Source organism: Picosynechococcus sp. PCC 7117 (assembly GCF_001693275.1).
Taxonomy (GTDB): Bacteria; Cyanobacteriota; Cyanobacteriia; order Cyanobacteriales; family MRBY01; genus MRBY01.
Genome location: NZ_CP016477.1, coordinates 65292 through 83231, shown reverse-complemented (window position 1 = coordinate 83231; position 17940 = coordinate 65292). Strand labels below are relative to the sequence as shown.

Genomic DNA, 17940 nt, shown 5'->3' with positions numbered 1-17940 from the left:
GGTTATGACTCCTCAAGGCTGACCGGAACGGGTCTAGCCACCGCCGCCGCGAATTTTTCCAACTGGGAAACCATCGCCCGCACCGACCGGGCCTCTTGATTTTGATTGTTTTCAATCCGTTGGATTCTGCTTTCTAGGGCTGGCATCTTCGTGGCGATCGCCAATTCGATTTTGTCGAGCCGCTGATCTAACCGCCGCTCCATTGCCCCTATCTGCTGAAACAGAGCCGCCACCGTCGAACCAGAGGCGATCGCCACCGTAATCAATATGCCAAAATCCATGATTTTTCCTGATAAGTGGATGAGGGTTACACGCGAGAATCAATGGATTGCAGCAACGCATAATCTGGGTAAACAATGGGGCCGATATACTGCCAAACTCTTATGGTGATGTCTGGTAACCAGTAAGGGACAGAAAAGCCTATCGAATATTCAGAGCCATATTTTTGTACGGGGAAAAGCTTTACCGCATTGAGCTGCATCCGGCGGGCCTGGGAAGATTCCGCGTCGGGAATGCCCCCAACGGTTAACCCGGTGGAAAATCCGATCCGAATCCATCCCCCAAACCGCCATGAATCTCTACCTTCCGTTGTCTCACAGTAGACCGCCAACAATTCAGCATCCGCTAATAATCCGGCTTCCCAATCTTCAATAGGAAAAGCCACTTCCCCATTGACAACCCTTGCTTTTGTTTCGGAGTAAAACAACTCCCAGTTATTTTGGTTTAACTGATAAACCGGGTTAACCATGATTTGATAACCGCTCCAACCCAAGCAAAACCTCGTCAAGATATGGATCTATTCGGTTGCCCATGACATCGAACGCGATCGCATTCCAGCTCGTTGGTTAAACCTTGCCCTGATAGAAGAAATCACCCGTAGTAAAGCCAGCGGGCAATACGTGATTTTCCTATCCAGCGGGCATTCCAAGGAAATCCCAAACCTATGGGCAAAGATGATTTTTGCTGAATTTAAACGGCTTGAGATGGCCCGCCACACAAAAGGCGATCGCCCCCACATCAAGAAACGCAGTTCAACCCCCACCTGATGAGATTGACTCACTACCAATCGAAACCGGGTAACTTATCCCGGTCGTGGGAAGTGTCCAAAGCTTTTCACCCCTTATCTTTGATGAGGTTTCGGGCTGTGTTGTAGTAACAGGCTCTTAAGGGCTTTCTAGATTACGTCGGCTCATCCCATCTCAATAAGGGTTTAATCCATAGACGGCCTTTGAGCCGTTTACTGCTGTGACAAGGTATATGGCTCACATTGTTCGGGCTATCGGGTGATACGTCGGCTTTTCTATGGATTTTTTGGAAGTTCACCTTTTTAAAGCACCATGAAAATTTTAGGAATTGATATCGGACGTGGTTTAGCCACTTGTTGCCTATTGGATCACTTTCCAGAGAACCCACGGCAATATGCCCTAGATGGGGCACAATACCGCCAATTTACCGCCGATCCAAAAGGCATTAAAGAGATATTGGCCTATGGAGCAGACATCGCCATTTTGGAACCCACAGGCACAAATTACAGCAAGCTTTGGGGCACTCACTTAGCCCGAAATGGCGTTGAAGTGAGGCTAGTTGCTCACCATAGCCTTAAAAAACATCGTGAGTTCTTGCGCTTTCCCGATAAAGATGATGAATTTGATAGCTTTGCGCTGGCTCATTATGGATGGACTCACTTAAATGACCCCCAATGGTTCCTACAGATGAGAGATCAAACTATCGTCAAACTCAGGGAGAAAGTTTTAAGACTGGCTCACCTTAACCGCGTACAATCCCCCATCATCAACCGCTTAAAACAGGATCTGGAATGGCAATTCCCAGAGATAGCCAACAAAGACCTGTTAGCCCGCCGTAGCAAGTCCGTCCCACGCTGGATCAGATGGATTGCCGGGGAATACAAATCATCTGCCTTTGATCGCAAATATGCCAAAACTTGCGGCCTAGGCTTAACCGACGATGCCAGAAGCCACGCCCGCCGCTTAGTCAGGATTATTGAAGAAGAAATTCAGATAGAAATTGAAACCGAGAGGTTTAAACAGGATGAACGGTTTAAGCCTTACTTGGTGGTCTTTGATGTTTTCGGTATGGGCGATCGCCTTCAATCCGTTATCCTTACCCATATTTTCCCCATCACAGGGTTTTTAGATGAAAATGGCGATCGCATTGTGATTTATAAGCGGGGTCGCTACTCCAAAAAACAGACGAAACGCGAGATATCACGCCGCCGCTTTGAGAAGTGTTTAGGCGTTGCCCCTAGTCGTGAGGCTTCTGGGAAAAAAGATAACCGTCAAATCGTAGGGGGGTCTGACATATCTCGATCAATGCTTTGGCTATGGGTTTTTACCCGCGTTTCCATTGCCAAACAGCGAGACTCTAACGCAGTAGCTCAACTGATCTATCTTTGGATGAATGCCCCCAAGCGACAAGGTATCCCGATCCGACTTCTCAGAACCAAAACCGCCGCCCATGCCACACGATTACTATTCAAAGCTCTAGTCGGCTATGTCCAGCGCGGTGAGTATGTGGATTTAGTTCATTACCACGCCAATGAATTAGGGAACTGCTCCCTATGTGGCGGGCCTCTAACCGATGGGGAATGTTCTCACTGCGAATCCATCCGGGCTAGGCTCTTATCGTCATGGAAAGCAGCAGAAAACGCCCTTAAATAGGGAAAATAACCCAGCAAGATTGACCTAATCATTTTGCTGGGTTTTAATGCTGGCTTATAACTCCTTTACAAGGTAATCTAAACTAGCCGCACAGACTGTTATTAATTGATCACCGTCTATGACCACAGAACATCCCGGAACTTTGGCCCAGCCGATCCCCGTCGAAGAGATTCAAAAATTATTACCCCACCGCTATCCTTTTTCGCTGGTAGACCGCATCCTCGAATATATTCCCGGTGAAAAGGCTGTGGGCCTGAAAAATATCACCTTTAATGAACCCCATTTCCAAGGTCACATCCCAAATCACCCGATCATGCCGGGGGTACTGATGGTGGAAGCGATGGCCCAGGTGGGCGGGTTTATTTTGACCCAAATGCCGGGGATGGAAGATAGCTTTTTTGCGTTTGCTGGGATTGATAAAGTTCGGTTTCGGCGACCGGTAGTCCCTGGTGATCAGCTAATTATGACGGTGGAAGTGATCACGGTAAAGGCCAAGCGCATTGCGAAAATGAAGGGCTGTGGCACCGTGGATGGTCAAGTGGCGGTGGAAGGGGAGATGCTCTTTTCCCGTCTGAATTTTGAATAATTGGCCCTGAGGCCCACTACACTACTATGGAGCACACTGGAGAATTCTTTTGAGTACTCTGATTCATCCGACGGCGGTGGTTCACCCCAACGCTCAAATTCATCCAACGGTTCAGGTTGGCCCCTATGCAGTGATTGGTGAATATGTCACGGTTGGGGAAGGTACGGTTATTGGTGCCCATGCAATTTTGGATGGTTATACGCGCATTGGTCAGGGGAATCGGATTTACCCAGGGGCGGCCATTGGCTTAGAACCACAGGATCTCAAGTATCAGGGGGCGGCCAGTTTAGTTGAAATTGGCGATCGCAATACGATTCGCGAATATGTGACGGTGAATCGGGCGACGGCGGCGGGAGAAAAAACGATCATTGGGAATGACAATCTCCTGATGGCCTATGTGCATGTGGCCCACAATTGCATTCTGGAAAACAACATCATCATTGCGAATAATGTGGCGATCGCCGGCCATGTGGAAATCGAATCGCGAGCGGTGATTGGTGGGATGTTGGGCATTCACCAGTTTGTACATATCGGCAAGATGGCAATGTTGGGGGGCATGAGTCGCATTGATCGGGATGTGCCACCTTTTATGCTGGTCGAAGGCAACCCGTCGAAGGTGCGTTCTTTGAATTTGGTGGGCCTCAAGCGCAGTGGTTTAACCCCGGCGGAAATGGGTCTGCTCAAACAAGCATTTCGTTTACTGTACCGCTCGGATCTCAAAACCTCCGAGGCGATCGCCCAACTTGCGACTATCGGCGACCATGAACATCTCCAACATCTCCAACAGTTTCTCGAAAAAGCCCTCGATCCCAGCCGTCGGGGTTTAATTCCGGGGAAACGGAGCTAGGCGATAATGCATATTTTCATCAGTACGGGGGAAGTATCCGGCGATCTCCAGGGGAGTCTCTTGGTGGAAGCGCTCTTTCGTCAGGCCGAGGCGCTCAATATTGACCTAAAAATTACTGCCCTCGGTGGCGATCGCATGGCCGCAGCGGGAGCAACCCTCCTGGGTAACACCACAAAAATTGGCTCCATTGGTCTGATCGAATCCCTGCCCTACATCATTCCGACCCTCCGCATTCAACGGCAGGCGAAACGCTATCTCAAAGAAAATCCGCCGGATCTGGTGGTGCTGATCGATTACATTGGCCCGAATATTGGTATCGGTAACTTTGTTCGCCGTCAGTTGCCCCAGGTGCCGATTATTTACTACATTGCGCCCCAGGCCTGGGTTTGGTCGTTTAATGACAACAATACAAAGGCGATCGCCCGCATCACCGACCGGATTCTTGCCATTTTCCCGGAAGAAGCCCGTTACTTTGCAGAATACGGCATAGACGTAAAATTTGTGGGCCATCCCCTCGTAGCAAAAATGGCCACCTGTCCCCGTCGTGCCACCGCTAGGGAAAAACTGGGTCTCAACCAAGACCGCCCCCTGATCACCTTGTTGCCAGCCTCCCGCCGCCAGGAGCTGAAATATCTCTTACCTGTGATGGTGGAAGCGGCCAAAATTCTCCAGCGTCAGGTGCCAGAGGTGAAATTTTTAATTCCCGTCGCCTTGCCCCACTACCGCAACATTCTAGAAACAGCGGTCAATGAGGCGGGTTTAAATGCAATTTTGATTGATAATCCGGCCCAAACTCCCTTGGCGATCGCCGCTGCGGATCTAGCGATCACAAAATCGGGCACCGTAAACCTCGAAATAGCCCTGTTGGACGTCCCCCAGGTGGTGCTGTACAAAGTACATCCCGTCACTGCTTGGATTGCGAAACATCTGCTGAAATTTTCGATTCCGTTCATGTGTCCAGTGAATTTGACCCTGATGCGGCGCATTGTTCCCGAACTATTACAAACAGAAGCGACCGCTCCCCGCATTGTCCAGGAATCTTTGGCATTACTCCAGGATGGCGATCGCCAAGCCCAACTCCAGCAGGATTATCAAGAAATGCGGGCAGTGATGGGCGATGGCAAAGCCTGTGATGTGGCGGCTGTTGATATTCTTACCTTTCCCAGTCACGGGCGATAAAATTAGGTTTCCCCCGATTTTTTGGGGTCATTAAATTGAGCTTTAGCCTGGATATAAATCTCCTTATCGATGATTTTTGCCCCCATTTCTTCGGCAAGTTTTTCAATTTTCTTTTTAGCAAAGGGCCGCACAAAAAAGGGGATTTTTTTAAAGAGTTCTTTAGCTTCATCTGTCCATTCCATCGGAATTTCTCCTGTGATCAATTGTTTGACTTCGTACTTTAATACTATTATCCGACAAATCACTATCAGCAAGTCCTCAAGCAATTACCAGTTTTATGTCAGCTAAATAATAGTTGCATTGGTTCAAAAAAATTAATTTTCCTATCTTTTTCGAAGCGATCGCCTGATATTTATGCTCCGGGTACCAAGCAGAAATTCATTTTGTCATATATTTTCGAGTGCATCGGCATTTTTTTAAATTCTTTTGATAGATTGAGAGATATCCTATCAAACTCAGTTATCAATGTCCGAGTTAATCCCTGCCTGTCAATCCCTGACCACCAATGTCAATGCACTCCTCGATTTATGGCAGCAAGAACCAACACTTCATTTCCAGCAGGATACAACAGCGATCGCCACATCCCTCGAAAAGGCCACCTCTCCAAAGTTTGAAATTGTCTTTGCTGGGGCTTTTAGTGCGGGTAAGTCTATGTTGATCAATGCCTTACTCGAACGGGAGCTACTTTACAGCGCCGAAGGCCATGCCACAGGCACCCAATGTTACATCGAATATGCGGCCCCAGATCAGGAGCGAGTAGTACTGACTTTTTTAAGTACCGAAGAAATTCAGGGGCAGCTCTACCAACTTTGTCAACGACTCGCATTAAAAATTGAGACTTTAGATGACCAGCAACAACTTGTTGTCCTTCAAGATAATTGCCAACAAATTTTGCAAGAGGAAGGGGGTGAAAACAAGTCCGACAAAGCCAAAACAGCCAAAGCTCTTTTTCTTTTACTCGAAGGCTATCTTCACAATCAAGAGCGGATTCATCCTAGCCAAAATTCTACTTATTCCATGGAGCAGTTTAATTTTGCCAATCTAACGGAAGCAGCAAATTTTGCACGACGGGGTAGTAACAGCGCTGTTTTGAAAAAATTGCAATATTATTGCCATCATCCATTGCTAGAGGATGGTAATGTTTTGGTCGATATGCCAGGGATCGATGCTCCAGTTAAACGGGATGCCCAGTTAACCTATGACAAAATTATTCATCCAGATACTTCAGCGGTAATCTGCGTCCTCAAACCCGCTTCGGAAGGGGATATGACCAGTGAAGAAACAGAATTACTGGAAAAAATGCGTACAAACTTAGGCATTCGCGACCGTGTTTTTTATGTTTTTAATCGTATCGATCAAACTTGGTACAATACGCAACTACGGCAACGGCTTGATAGTTTGATCCAAAGTCAGTTTCAAAGGGATGAAAGAATTTACAAAACAAGTGGTTTGTTAGGTTTTTTTGGTAGTCAAGTTAAAGATAGTGCCAGCGGCGATCGCTTTGGTATTGATAGTATTTTTGCGGACAGTGTTAAAAATCTTGGTGGCGAAGAAGAAACGCCTCAATTCGTAAGTGAATTCAACAATTATTGTGCCAACTCTGGCAAATTAACACGGACGCCGTTTAAAGTTTCTGTCAACAGTTATGAAACTCCTAATGAAAACTACGTCCGCATTTTAAGTGAATGGGGTAGACCGTTAATTGAACAACTTGTTAAAGACAGTGGTATCGAAGAATTTCGCCAAGGTATTACCTGCTACCTTAAAGAAGAAAAACGGCCACAATTATTCGCTGCGTTAGCAGATGATCTTCAGCCTTTATGTATTGCTTTACGGAAACATTTACTTTCTGAATATCGAGAGTTAGAAAGCCAGCCCCACGAGATCGAAGCGATGAAAGCTCAAGAGTTAACTCGCCTCAACCAAGAATTACAAGAGGTCGGTATTCAATTTCAAAAACATATTACTGAAGAAGTCAACAATATCATCATCAACCAAGATTTTTCCTTTGAAGAGGATTTTCAGGCCCTTAAAGCAAAAATGGTCAGTCGTTTAGATGAATTGCTGCAAACTTTTTCTGTCAAAAATGCTTACAGTCAAGCCACTTTTTCACATCCCCGCAACGCAACCGCACCTCTAATTGCAATTTTAGTAGAGGCTTTGTATTATTTGGCAAATGAGTTAGAAGATGTTTTGATCGAATTTTCAGACATTCTCATCCACAATTTTTGTCAACGCTTAGTGAAGCGCATTCAACAATCTGATTATTATCGAAAACTATATCGTTTATTAGGAAACGATGGAGGTCTTGAACAATCCATTTCAACTCTCGAAGGTCAACTGATTTATGCACTCCAAAGTGAAGCGAGAACAGAATGCGATCGCTATGTGCGAGAAAGTCCAAGATTTTATGATGAAGGAACTTTTTCGATTTATCAATTTCGACAAACTCTCCAGCAGACTTCTCAGGCCTATGATTGTGAAAGTATGGTGGAAGCAGAACCCGCGATTCGTCAACTTTTAAAGCTAGATTTTGAACCCAAGGTTAACGCTACCATTCGTCAAAACTTTCGACAGACGATCAACCAAACTCTAAAAACTCAGTTGTCACCAATGGCAGCACAACAATCAGAGTTTATTTTAGAGCAATATAATCTAGCTCGGCGTTATTTGGAACAAACTCTAGAAGAGGAAGCCCGTGAAAAAATTGCTCGAAATCTTCAGTTACGACAAGAATATAAACATAAAATTGAGGTCTATAATCAAGCTGCGACAACAATTAATCAATGCCTTCAGGAAATGCAGGTCTATGAGCGACAATTGCCGATCATCCTTGAATCAGACTTGAACATTTCTCAAGGAATCATCAATAAAAATTTAGACAATGAATAATTTCTCTTTAAGTCAAGGCAAAACACTATTATTGAGAAACGATATAAAACATAAATTTCGATAACCTTTGGCAAATAGTTGACATGAAAAACAATAAATTTCAACCAATAGAAAAAGTTCTTCAAGCGGACGCAGTAATTGATTGTAATCACGAAGGAAATGTTTATACTCTACAAAAGTTGACTCAATACATCGATCAAATTCTCAGAGAAGTTTTGGCTTCTAAGTTGATCTTATACTTTCAGCATAAAGGTGTTGTCTTCTCAAAAGATACTTCTAATGACCAGTTTATCAAAGAGTTTATTGAAGAGGGTATAAAGTGTAAGACACTAGACCCTTCCGGTGGTGGATGGCAGAAAGCAAAACTTCGTTTTCGAGTCGTCATGGAAATCGAATTGGAAGATTCATCTCAAAACTCTGATTTTGCAGAAGCTTCACCACTAGATGACATTCGGCAATCAATCAATAATTCTGAGGAATTCTAAAATGGAAAGTAATTTTCAGCCTATTCACGATATTCTTGACTCAGAAGACGTAATTGATTTTGGCTCCAATAGTTTTCTCAGAAGAGCTTCCGAATTTATGGAAATCCTTCGGATTTGCTCACACCAGAGTCATCAAAAAATCAAAGACCAAGCTTGTAATAAATCCATTAAATATCTAAGAGACTCATTGCAAGAAGGTGTGATTTTTGAAGTTGACATTCTTCAACCTGGAAAAACTGAAGGATGGCAAAAAATGCAGATAAAATTCAAAACCTCTCTTGAAGCCTGTCTGATCCAGCCTGAAATTCAAGAACCAGAGTCACCACTCGATGATATCCGCCAGTCAATTCAAGAAAAAACCGAAGATTAAACTATGTCACCTACTCAAAAAAAGTTACTCACACAAGAATCATCGGTTATTCATTTTCTCGAACCAGTAAAAGTATCTTTTATGAATCAGCCGATGGCTAAAGTTGGCGACTTTCTCAAAGCACTCAAATCTAAACTGTTGGGATTTTCTCCAAATGACTGGGAAAAAGAACATTATATCCCTTATCAGCAATGGTTTACTGATGGCTACGAAGCTGAAATATTAGATGTGGCTGGCTCTGGTTGGAAAAAGGGAAAAGTTAAAATTAAAATTTCTCTTGAATTTATTCCCAATGCCACGGAAAGGGGGAATGCAGAATCTCCCTTAGATGATATTCGTCAATCTATATCCGAACCGTAAAACTCACTATGTCTGAAAATTTTGATGCAATTGAAAATGTCTTTGGAGAGAACACAGTCTTTGAGATTAACTCCGAAGCTGACATCATGAAGAGCAGCACTTTTTTGAATATTATTGATGAAATTTGCACGGAATCATTATCTGCTATTGAAAACGAGATCGATAATGTTTTTAGTAATGAATCTATTGAATTACAGAAAATCAAAAATTCTACGGACAATTCAATTGTTTATGAAATCAAAAGCTTAATCGCAGAACATAGTGAATTAGTTTGGAAAAACAAAAAAATCCGGTTTCGCTTAATTGTCGAAGCTTCAGAAGACAGCAAAAATTTTATTCCTGAATCTCCTCTGGATGACATTCGTCAGGAAATCACAAAAAAATCAGAGGAAGAATCAATTTAATGGCTAAAACACCGCGTCTTCCAATTCCCGATTCTGTCCGAAAATACGTTTACCAACGGGATAATTATCAATGTCAATGTTGCGGTTCACGACATCACGAAACCCAACTCAGCATTGACCACATTATTCCCCTAGCCAAAGGTGGCAGTAACGACATTAGCAATCTGCAAACGCTATGTTTAAACTGCAATCAAAAAAAAGGTACCCGTCGCGATCGCCGCTTCCAACGTCGCTTTACTTGAGGAATTTTATTGACGTTGCTGAATTGCAGTAAGCAGATCATAAAAGGGTTGCCAGTTATTTTCTGTGGTGATCGGTTCCCAAATAGATTCAATCACCGGACGCAGCAAAGCTGTTTTGGGGTTTTGGGAGGTCAGGCGATCGCCAATTTGTGCCAACTCAGGTTCAGGGATTTCTTGTAAAGCCCGCTGGTAAAGTCCTTGCCATTGTTCAAAGAGCGGCCCTGACAAATCACTATTTTCCAAAATGGTGCTGGAATGCGATCGCCAAGCGTAATTAAACTGGGTCGCTAATTGATAGAAAAAGTCGTGGTAGCCCGTTTGGGTTTCCTCCAACAGTGCCAGGGTTGCGGCAAACAGATCGGCCCCTAGATCTTCCGGCAAATCTTGCAGCCCCAATTTTTCGAGCATTAACTGGCGATAGGTTTGCTCATATTCGATTTCATAATTCACGAGGCCCGTCGCCAAATCCCGCTTATCCATCACCAGCGCCAGGGGCATTTGCAACATTTCTAAATTCAGGCGGCAGATCATTGGTTGGTTGCCGTAGCTATAGCGACCACTGTAGTCGAAGTAAGCCGCCGTAAACTTGCGGTCATAGCTGGGAATAAACGCATAGGGGCCATAATCAAAGCTTTCCCCCGTAATTGCCATATTGTCCGTATTCAAAACCCCGTGGCAAAAGCCCGCCGCCATCCACTGAGCCGCTAATCGTGCCACCCGCTTCACCAAATCAGCGTAGAACAGGGCGTAGGCATCCTCATCCCCAACATACTCGCCGTAGTAATGTTCCACCACATGGTCGAGGAGTCGCTGTAATAAGTCCCGCCGTTGTAGATAATAGAGCCGCTCAAAGGTGCCAAACCGAATATGCGATCGCTGGAACCTGACCATCACCGAAGACCGAGTGGGAGAAGGCTCGTCCCCCCGCCAGAGGGATTCCCCTGTTTCGATCAGGCTTAGACAGCGGGAAGTATTCACGCCTAGTTGGTGTAATGCCTCTGCCGCCAAAACTTCCCGAACACCACCTTTGAGGGTTAGGCGACCATCACCATTGCGGGAATAGGGAGTTTGACCAGAACCTTTCGTACCGAGATCGTAGAGTAAGCCATCCTGGGCGCGCACCTGCCCGTAGAGAAAACCCCGTCCGTCCCCTAACTGGGGATTGTACTGACCGAATTGATAGCCGTGGTAACACATGGCCCGCAAGGGATGGGGCGCTTGGAACTGACCGAACGCTTCGAGAAAATCTTGATCGTCTACTTGTTTCGGTTCGAGGCCCAATTTTTCTAAAACGGCGTCATTGCGGAAGCGTAGCTCATGGTGGGGAAAATCTGCCGCTGTTACTTCATCAGAAAAGCGATCGCCTAGGCTTGCAAAGACCTGTTCATAGGGCAGACAAACGAGGGGATTTTGGGTGAGCTCACTGATGGGGGCCATGGGCGTACAATTAAACCAAAAAGCATTAAGGCATATTATGGCAGATCCGATTATGTACCAAGTGGATGGTTATGTGGTGTTGCGCCACGACCACCCAGAACAATTGATGGAGCCCGACGAGATCCGCACCTTTTTTGAAACGCTCCTCAGTACCCAGCCGGATCTATTGCCCGCCGATTTGGCCAAACTCCCCTCCCAAGCTGAGCAAATTGATCAACTCCTCGCAGATTATTGCGAACTGGAAATCGAGGAGGGTTTTTTGCAGTGGTATGCGGTGCGCTTTGAAAAATAGGGTATCCACATCCCCACATCCCTCTAAATCTCCCTTATGAAGGGAGACTTCTTGTTCCCCACCGCTGGAGGGGCTAAGGGAAAGTTCTAATCGGCCCATTGCTGCTGGAGTTGTTGAATGAAGGCAAAGCGCACATCTTCTCCCGTTTCGAGCAAAGTCACATCGGGATGTTCAGGCGTCAAGAAATCGAGGCCCGTTTCCCGCCCGGAGATGAGAAATTCCGTCGCTGCGACCCGATAAATGCGTTCGGGATCTAAAGGGCGATCGCCAATTTGCCAGGTTTGACTTTCCGGAACAAAGGTCACCCCCGCCGTTTGCAAATATCCCCCCGTGCCGCGATTGGCCACGCCCTGATTGAGAATTCGTTCCAGAGTTACCCCCTTAATCTTAACGGTGGCTAAATTTCCCCCGAAGGGCAAAATCCGAATCACATCATACTGGGACAACGGGCCGGGAGGCAGCACATCATCAACACGGATCGAGCCGCCATTAAAAATGGCTAATTCGGCAGCGGGTGTCGCCGTTAACATTGACTGGGCAATGATGTCCGTTAACGCCGTCGGTTGGTTGCGCACGGAACTTTCCAAACCATCTAGGGCGATTGGACTTTCGGTAATGATTTGCTCTGGTTCAAAACCATCAGCCCGAAAACCATCAAAGGCCAGTTGCTGCCAATAATTAACCTCCTGTTCTGTTTCTGGATCTGCGGCGATCGCCCCGGTAATCGGTTGCAAATGTGATTGAATTGTAAACTGCTCCGTTTCTGTGTCGTAGCTGAGATTGTGGAGATAAACCGTGCGAGCATTGGCATCGGCCTTGAAAATCGGCGTAAAATCCGCACCACGCCACTGTTGAATATTTTCATGGTCGTGGCCCCCCAGGATCAGGTCAATTTCCGGGATATTTTCAGCGAGGTAATGGTCATCCTGCATCGCCAGGTGAGTGACCGCCACAATAATATCCGTTTGTGTCTCTAATTCTGCGACGAGGGTTTCCATCTGTTCTAGGGGGTCGAGGTAGGTGACGTAATCTACGGGATTGCTCGGAATTACCACCCCCACAAAACCAACCCGCACCGGAGTTCCCGCCTCACCATAAATGGTTTCAATCACGTAGGGAGGTACATTATCCCAGGGTTCCCCCGCCGCCGTCAGGACATTCCCCGAAAACCACTGGAAGTCTGATTCTGCTAGGCGTTGCTTGAACTGGGATTCGCTGATGTCAAATTCGTGGTTACCGAAGGTGGCAAGATCCAAGCCCACTTGGTTCATCACCGCCACAATTTGTTTTCCTGCGAGGCGATCGCCATCCACCACCGCAGTCCCCAAGGCCGACGGACTAAATAAATCCCCCGCTAAAACGGTGAAGGTATGGGGATTTTCGGCGAGCAGTTCCTTGCGTAGGGTCGCCAACCGCGCCAGCCCCCCCGTTGCCCCACCACCCAGGGGCGTAATTTCATAGACATCATTGAGGTGAAGCAGTTGCAATTCTACCGTTTCAGCCCAGAGAGATAGGGGGGCGATCGCCAAACTGACCATGGCCCCAGATACCAGCACCGTAGAACGAACGACCTTCCCAAAGCAATCAAAAAACATGGGTTATTACCAAATCCATCACTAATCCCTTCATGATGGTTCAGGTCAACGCCGCAAAAGGCGATCGCTCATAAATTGTGATATTTACGCTGAAGGGCAATTTCCCTAGACAGGTGGTGGAACGACCACATCTGTTTCTAGATCTCGAAAAATCGTCTCCTCCTGGGGCGTTACTTGCTCCGGACGAAAAATCGTGTTGAGGGCTGTTTCCAAGGTGCGGGACATCACAATTTGGTTGTTATAAACCACGATCACCCGTGCCAAGGTCGGGACGCTATTTTCTTCGGCCTCTAGGTAAAGGGGTTCCACATAGAGGAGCGACTGTTCAATGGGAATTACCAATAACTTGCCCTGCACTGCCCGGGAACCTTCTCGATTCCAGAGGGAAATTTGCTGAGAAATAACCGGGTCTTGTTTAATGAGGGCTTCAATTTGATCCGGCCCATAAATCAACTTCTGTTTCGGGAATTGGTAAAGTAACAGCTTGCCATAATGTTCTCCATCGGCGCGGCCCGCTAACCAGGCAATTAAATTAGGGCGACTGGTGGGGGTATAGGGGTGGAGCAAAATAAATTCCTCTGAAGTGGCCGTGGGTAGCCGCATGATCAGATAGTAGGGGGCGATCTCCTGGGGTTCATTTCCATAAACTTCCTGGGGAATTTCCCACTGGTCTTCGCGGTTATAAAAAACCTGGGGATCCTGCATGTGATAGCTCAGGAGGCGTTCGGACTGCACATTGAACAAGTCAGTTGGATAGCGCAGGTGTTCTTTTAAACCATCGGGCAATTCGGCAAAGGAACGAAACAATTCTGGAAAGGCCCTTGCCCAAGTTTGGATCATCGGATCGGCAGCATCGGCGATATAAAAACGCACTGTGCCATTGTAGGCATTGATCACCACCTTAACGGAGTTGCGGATGTAGTTGAAGGGATGTTCCCCCGGATCGGCATAGGGATAATGGTCACTGGTGGTGTAGGCATCCAAAATCCAATAGAGGTAATTTTTTTCGCCGAGGCGATTGGTCTCGCCAATGTCGGCTGACACGAGGTAGGGATCACGGTCAAACCGCAAAAATGGGGCGATCGCCCGCACCCGTTGATTAATATTGCGTCGCATCAACAAGCGAGTATCACCGGTGAGATCATTGGATAACAAAATCCGCCAATCCCGGAGATATTGCGCGAAAAACAAGCGCTTTAAGGGATTCCCAAAGGCAATGCCCCCCGTCCCGTCGTAGGTGTTGTAGCGGTTATCTTCCCCACTGGGATAGTCCAACTCCTGCACCTTGGTATCGGTCATCACGTAGTTATTGGTCAGCTCACCGTAGTAAATGCGCGGTTGACCAATGGGAATTGCCTCCCGTACCGCTGGGGTTAAGGTCGTCAAATTGCCATTATCTGCCGTCGCCCCAGCCCCAATATCCTGTACATAATATTGGGGTAAGCCAGTCTCCTCAGCCCGGTTGACTGGACTCACCGTAAAGCCATAGCCATGGGTATAAATGAGATGCTTGTTCACCCAAGTCTTTGCTTGTTCTGGCACCGCTTCATAATCTAGCTCCCTGGGGGCAATGATCACCTGTTGTTGGCTGGGATTTTGGTCTGGGTTTAGGCGTAGGGTATAGCGATCAATGTCAGCATCCGAAAAGCGATAATACAGCCGGATTTGCTGCAATTGGCGGTTAGTTTGCAGGATGGGGCGACTGTCCCATAGGCGGATGTTGTTGATGGTTAGGGGATTGCTGTCAATGTCGGAGGCGGTGAGTTCTCCTTCTGGGTTAAACACCCGTGACTCGATGGCATCTAGCCCAAAGGCCTTGCGGGTGGAGGCGATGCTGTATTCCAGATAGGGACGCTCCCGGGCTAATTCATTCGGTTGCACGATGAGGCGTTGGGTCCCGGCAGAGAGAATGGCACCGATGGCCATAACGCCGATATACAAAATAATGCCCTTTAACACCTGGGGCTGTTGGCGACGGATAGAAACGGTGCGGCGGTGGGGATAGCGCCAGAATTGCCCTAAACACCAAGCGGCGATCGCCAAGGCCAAAACTGTGAGGAGAATTTCCACGTGTTGATCGACGTTGAGATTGGTATAGCTCACCCCATAAACCACCCCAAGCTTGGAGTAGAGCAGCTCATAACGTACTAACCAATGGCGTCCGGCCACGGCAAGGAAGAGGAGGCCCGCCAAGAGATTGAGATGCCGTAACTGGGCTGGACTAAAGCCCGGAAACTGTCCCTGGGAAAAACTATCGCCAGACAGCAGATAGTACAGGGTCACACTTACCAAGCCATAGAGAAATAAACCCTCAAACCAAAAGTCGAGGATTTGCCACAGGGGCAGGGTAAAAACATAGAAACCAGCATCATGGTTATAAATCGGATCGATTTGACTGAAGGGCACTCCAAACCAACCCTGGAATATCCGCACCCAATTATTCGCCAGGATCGTCCCGAAACAGAGACTTAGAACCACGGCGATCGCCCGCAAAGAAAACCACCGTTGCCAAAGGATGCCTCCCAACACCACCGCAGCTAACCCCAAACGCCAGATTTGCTGTTGGGTAAATTGCCACAAACTGCGCAATGATTTGAATGCCAGGGGATCCGGTAAAGCAGGGGTAATTAGCGGCAGGCTCATGTCCCGTTGTCCCATCTCCCAGACCACCGAGCCGTAGTGGAACAAAATCAAGACAATCAACAGGCTAAACCCAGCCATTAACAGCAGTAACCCCCGAAAATTAATCGCCGGTGATTCGGGAATTTTCTTGTGATAGGGGATGGGTTCGAGGAAAAATTTTTGCCACCATTGCAACGGAGGGCGGGGTACATTGGTTTGGCGATCGCCCCCCGACTGATCCGGGATTATTTGCCATTCCTGGCGGTCAACCACCCGGTAATTTATCCAGAGGAACACAAAGGAGCCACAAAAACCAAGGCTCCACAGGCCGATGCGTAGGGAAACCTGCTTCAAAAAGACAGAACGATATCCTAGCTCAGCGAACCAAAATTGTTCAACGAGGAAACGGGAGACTAATTCAAATAGACCCCAGCCGGCGGCGATCGCACAGCATAGATAGATAATTAGTGACCATTTTTTATCCATGGTGCCGATTGTATCGACTTGCTGGCCTAAAAATCACGCTCGATCAATAATTCCGGAAAATTGGCCGCCCGCATTTTTGTAGGATGCCTGGGGGAATCGGTTTCCCGCTGGCGAGGCGTTGTTGTTGGCCCGGAGGGAGACAGCGGCGATCCACGTCGTAAAAGTAATAGCCTTGGGAAGTTTGGGAACGGGAACCATTCAGCAGCAGATCGACAAGGATTTCTTGGATGGTGCGGCGATCACCCGTTTGGCCCCAGAACAGAGAAAAAAGCTGATTCCGAAAAAAATCATCCCCCTGTAACTGGGTAAAGCGGCTGTCTGGAATGGTTTGATATTGACTACGAATATCGGCCAGGATGCCTTGCCACGTTTGGCGGCCAGGAAGCCCCTGACTAGACCCCGAAGATTGCTGCACGATTGTCGGTTCGGGTTTGCGATCCGGTTTGGCGATCGCCCCGGAGCTGGGAAATAAGCCCGCCGCGACCAAGGCAGAGCCTAGGGTTAACTGAGTGAGCCGTGTGATCCGTTGCCCAAAAAAGCCCATAATTCTCCGCTGATGTTGCCTCAAATTGCTATGGTGTAGAGAGTAGACGAAAATCACCAAGCAAAGTTCCCTGCTTTTGCCATCTTAGTATTTCCATGGTTCCTCCCCAACGTCAAAAAAGCCTCCGTCGCCTCATCGATCGCCTCGGCCTCCCCGATTACCATGGTATGCGCTGGGATTTACTGGATCTGGCCCTCACTCACCCCAGCATTTCCCCCGACAAAAATTATGAACAGTTAGAATTTATCGGCGATGCGGTGGTGCGTCTGGCCGCGTCTGAAGTGCTCTACGCCGAATATCCCGCTGAACCCGTGGGAGAATTTGCCGCCATCCGGTCGATCCTCGTGAGCGATCGCACCCTGGCAGAATTTGCCCACCGCTACAATCTCAAAAAATATTTGTCCTACCACGGCCATTACCACGGTGCTGGGGAAATTTCCCTGTTGGCCGATGCCTTTGAAGCAATGTTGGGGGCTTTATTCCTCACCACCAACGATTTAAGCCTTGTGCATCCTTGGCTCGACGAACATCTCCGCCACAAAGCCGCTGAGATTAAACAAGATCCAGCCCGGGAAAACTATAAAGATGCCCTGCAAACCTGGAGCCAAGGGGAATACCAAAAACTCCCCACCTACCAAGTGACTGAAAATCCAGAATTTCGCCACGAAGAAGAACGGTTTTTGGCGGAAGTGAAGCTGGGGGACACCTTGCTCGGTAAAGGGGTTGGTCGTTCTAAAAAAGCCGCTGAACAAGCTGCCGCCCGCATGGCCTTTGAGGCGATCGCCCCCCTCGAAAATTTCACGCCCCAGCCATAGAAAAGCGCCCGGAGATCTGGCCTGAGTTACGATCCCCCGACGCCCTTCTATTGTCCTCACACCCAAACTACTGTCCTAGACGATTGGCCCAGATTTAGGGTTCCAT

At 47.5% G+C, this 17940-nt stretch carries 19 protein-coding genes; 12 read left to right on the top strand and 7 right to left on the bottom strand.

All coding sequences use genetic code 11. The annotated features are described in order from the left end of the window. Window positions 1-2 precede the first annotated feature (2 nt). Both AWQ22_RS00405 and AWQ22_RS00400 read right to left on the bottom strand, forming a co-directional pair. Window positions 3-281: a hypothetical protein gene (locus AWQ22_RS00405; RefSeq protein ID WP_065709843.1), complete on the bottom strand. Its 279-nt coding sequence runs from the start codon at window positions 279-281 to the stop codon at window positions 3-5. A gap of 26 nt (window positions 282-307) precedes the next feature. Then, entirely contained in the window at window positions 308-748 is a 441-nt protein-coding gene (locus AWQ22_RS00400) for a hypothetical protein (protein ID WP_065709842.1), read from the bottom strand. A 589-nt stretch (window positions 749-1337) separates the two neighbouring features. On the opposite strand from AWQ22_RS00400, the gene AWQ22_RS00395 reads away from it, so the two are divergent. The 4 genes from AWQ22_RS00395 to lpxB all read left to right on the top strand — a co-directional run bounded on the left by AWQ22_RS00395 (window position 1338) and on the right by lpxB (window position 5290). Beyond that, a complete protein-coding gene (locus tag AWQ22_RS00395; RefSeq protein ID WP_065709841.1) occupies window positions 1338-2678 on the top strand; it encodes a transposase in 1341 nt (446 codons plus the stop codon). Window positions 2679-2796: 118 nt separating this feature from the next. Next, entirely contained in the window at window positions 2797-3264 is a 468-nt protein-coding gene (fabZ, locus tag AWQ22_RS00390) for a 3-hydroxyacyl-ACP dehydratase FabZ (protein WP_012305711.1), read from the top strand. 43 nt (window positions 3265-3307) lie between these two features. Next, entirely contained in the window at window positions 3308-4111 is an 804-nt protein-coding gene (gene lpxA / locus AWQ22_RS00385; protein ID WP_315862069.1) for an acyl-ACP--UDP-N-acetylglucosamine O-acyltransferase, read from the top strand. Window positions 4112-4117: 6 nt separating this feature from the next. After that, window positions 4118-5290 carry a lipid-A-disaccharide synthase gene (gene lpxB, locus AWQ22_RS00380; RefSeq protein ID WP_065709840.1) on the top strand — a complete coding sequence of 391 codons (1173 nt, stop codon included), beginning with the start codon at window positions 4118-4120 and terminating at the stop codon, window positions 5288-5290. A 2-nt stretch (window positions 5291-5292) separates the two neighbouring features. Here the strand turns inward: lpxB and AWQ22_RS00375 are convergent, their stop codons facing one another. Then, window positions 5293-5472: a PCP reductase family protein gene (locus AWQ22_RS00375; protein ID WP_065709839.1), complete on the bottom strand. Its 180-nt coding sequence runs from the start codon at window positions 5470-5472 to the stop codon at window positions 5293-5295. Window positions 5473-5755: 283 nt separating this feature from the next. On the opposite strand from AWQ22_RS00375, the gene AWQ22_RS00370 reads away from it, so the two are divergent. The 6 genes from AWQ22_RS00370 (at window position 5756) to AWQ22_RS00345 (ending at window position 10043) form a co-directional block, all read left to right on the top strand. Beyond that, window positions 5756-8182 carry a dynamin-like GTPase family protein gene (locus tag AWQ22_RS00370; RefSeq protein ID WP_065709838.1) on the top strand — a complete coding sequence of 809 codons (2427 nt, stop codon included), beginning with the start codon at window positions 5756-5758 and terminating at the stop codon, window positions 8180-8182. Window positions 8183-8265: 83 nt separating this feature from the next. Beyond that, complete coding sequence (locus tag AWQ22_RS00365; RefSeq protein ID WP_065709837.1) at window positions 8266-8667, top strand: KGK domain-containing protein; 402 nt, start codon at window positions 8266-8268, stop codon at window positions 8665-8667. 1 nt (window position 8668) lies between these two features. Continuing rightward, a complete protein-coding gene (locus AWQ22_RS00360; RefSeq protein WP_065709836.1) occupies window positions 8669-9037 on the top strand; it encodes a KGK domain-containing protein in 369 nt (122 codons plus the stop codon). Between the two features lie 3 nt (window positions 9038-9040). After that, window positions 9041-9397 (top strand): KGK domain-containing protein, encoded by a 357-nt coding sequence (locus AWQ22_RS00355; protein WP_071925372.1) that lies wholly within the window; start codon window positions 9041-9043, stop codon window positions 9395-9397. A gap of 8 nt (window positions 9398-9405) precedes the next feature. After that, window positions 9406-9801 (top strand): KGK domain-containing protein, encoded by a 396-nt coding sequence (locus AWQ22_RS00350; protein ID WP_065709834.1) that lies wholly within the window; start codon window positions 9406-9408, stop codon window positions 9799-9801. Next, a complete protein-coding gene (locus AWQ22_RS00345; protein ID WP_065709833.1) occupies window positions 9801-10043 on the top strand; it encodes an HNH endonuclease in 243 nt (80 codons plus the stop codon). Before AWQ22_RS00350 ends, AWQ22_RS00345 begins: the two co-directional genes overlap by 1 nt. A 6-nt stretch (window positions 10044-10049) precedes the next feature. Here AWQ22_RS00345 and AWQ22_RS00340 read toward each other — a convergent pair whose 3' ends face one another. Then, complete coding sequence (locus AWQ22_RS00340; RefSeq protein ID WP_065709832.1) at window positions 10050-11480, bottom strand: YdiU family protein; 1431 nt, start codon at window positions 11478-11480, stop codon at window positions 10050-10052. A gap of 37 nt (window positions 11481-11517) precedes the next feature. On the opposite strand from AWQ22_RS00340, the gene AWQ22_RS00335 reads away from it, so the two are divergent. Then, a complete protein-coding gene (locus AWQ22_RS00335) occupies window positions 11518-11772 on the top strand; it encodes a chlororespiratory reduction protein 7 (protein ID WP_062436418.1) in 255 nt (84 codons plus the stop codon). 86 nt (window positions 11773-11858) lie between these two features. On the opposite strand, the gene AWQ22_RS00330 is transcribed toward AWQ22_RS00335, so the two are convergent. From AWQ22_RS00330 to AWQ22_RS00320, 3 genes are all read right to left on the bottom strand, one after another. Further along, window positions 11859-13367, bottom strand: coding sequence for a bifunctional UDP-sugar hydrolase/5'-nucleotidase (locus AWQ22_RS00330; protein ID WP_065709831.1), 1509 nt, complete (start codon window positions 13365-13367; stop codon window positions 11859-11861). Window positions 13368-13472: 105 nt separating this feature from the next. Beyond that, window positions 13473-16475, bottom strand: a complete 3003-nt coding sequence (locus AWQ22_RS00325; protein WP_065709830.1) for a UPF0182 family protein — start codon at window positions 16473-16475, stop codon at window positions 13473-13475. Between the two features lie 43 nt (window positions 16476-16518). Further along, window positions 16519-17019, bottom strand: coding sequence for a hypothetical protein (locus tag AWQ22_RS00320; RefSeq protein ID WP_030006783.1), 501 nt, complete (start codon window positions 17017-17019; stop codon window positions 16519-16521). An 89-nt stretch (window positions 17020-17108) separates the two neighbouring features. Between AWQ22_RS00320 and rnc the strand changes: the two genes are divergently transcribed. After that, complete coding sequence (gene rnc / locus AWQ22_RS00315) at window positions 17109-17834, top strand: ribonuclease III (RefSeq protein WP_041443295.1); 726 nt, start codon at window positions 17109-17111, stop codon at window positions 17832-17834. The last annotated feature ends 106 nt before the right edge of the window (window positions 17835-17940 follow it).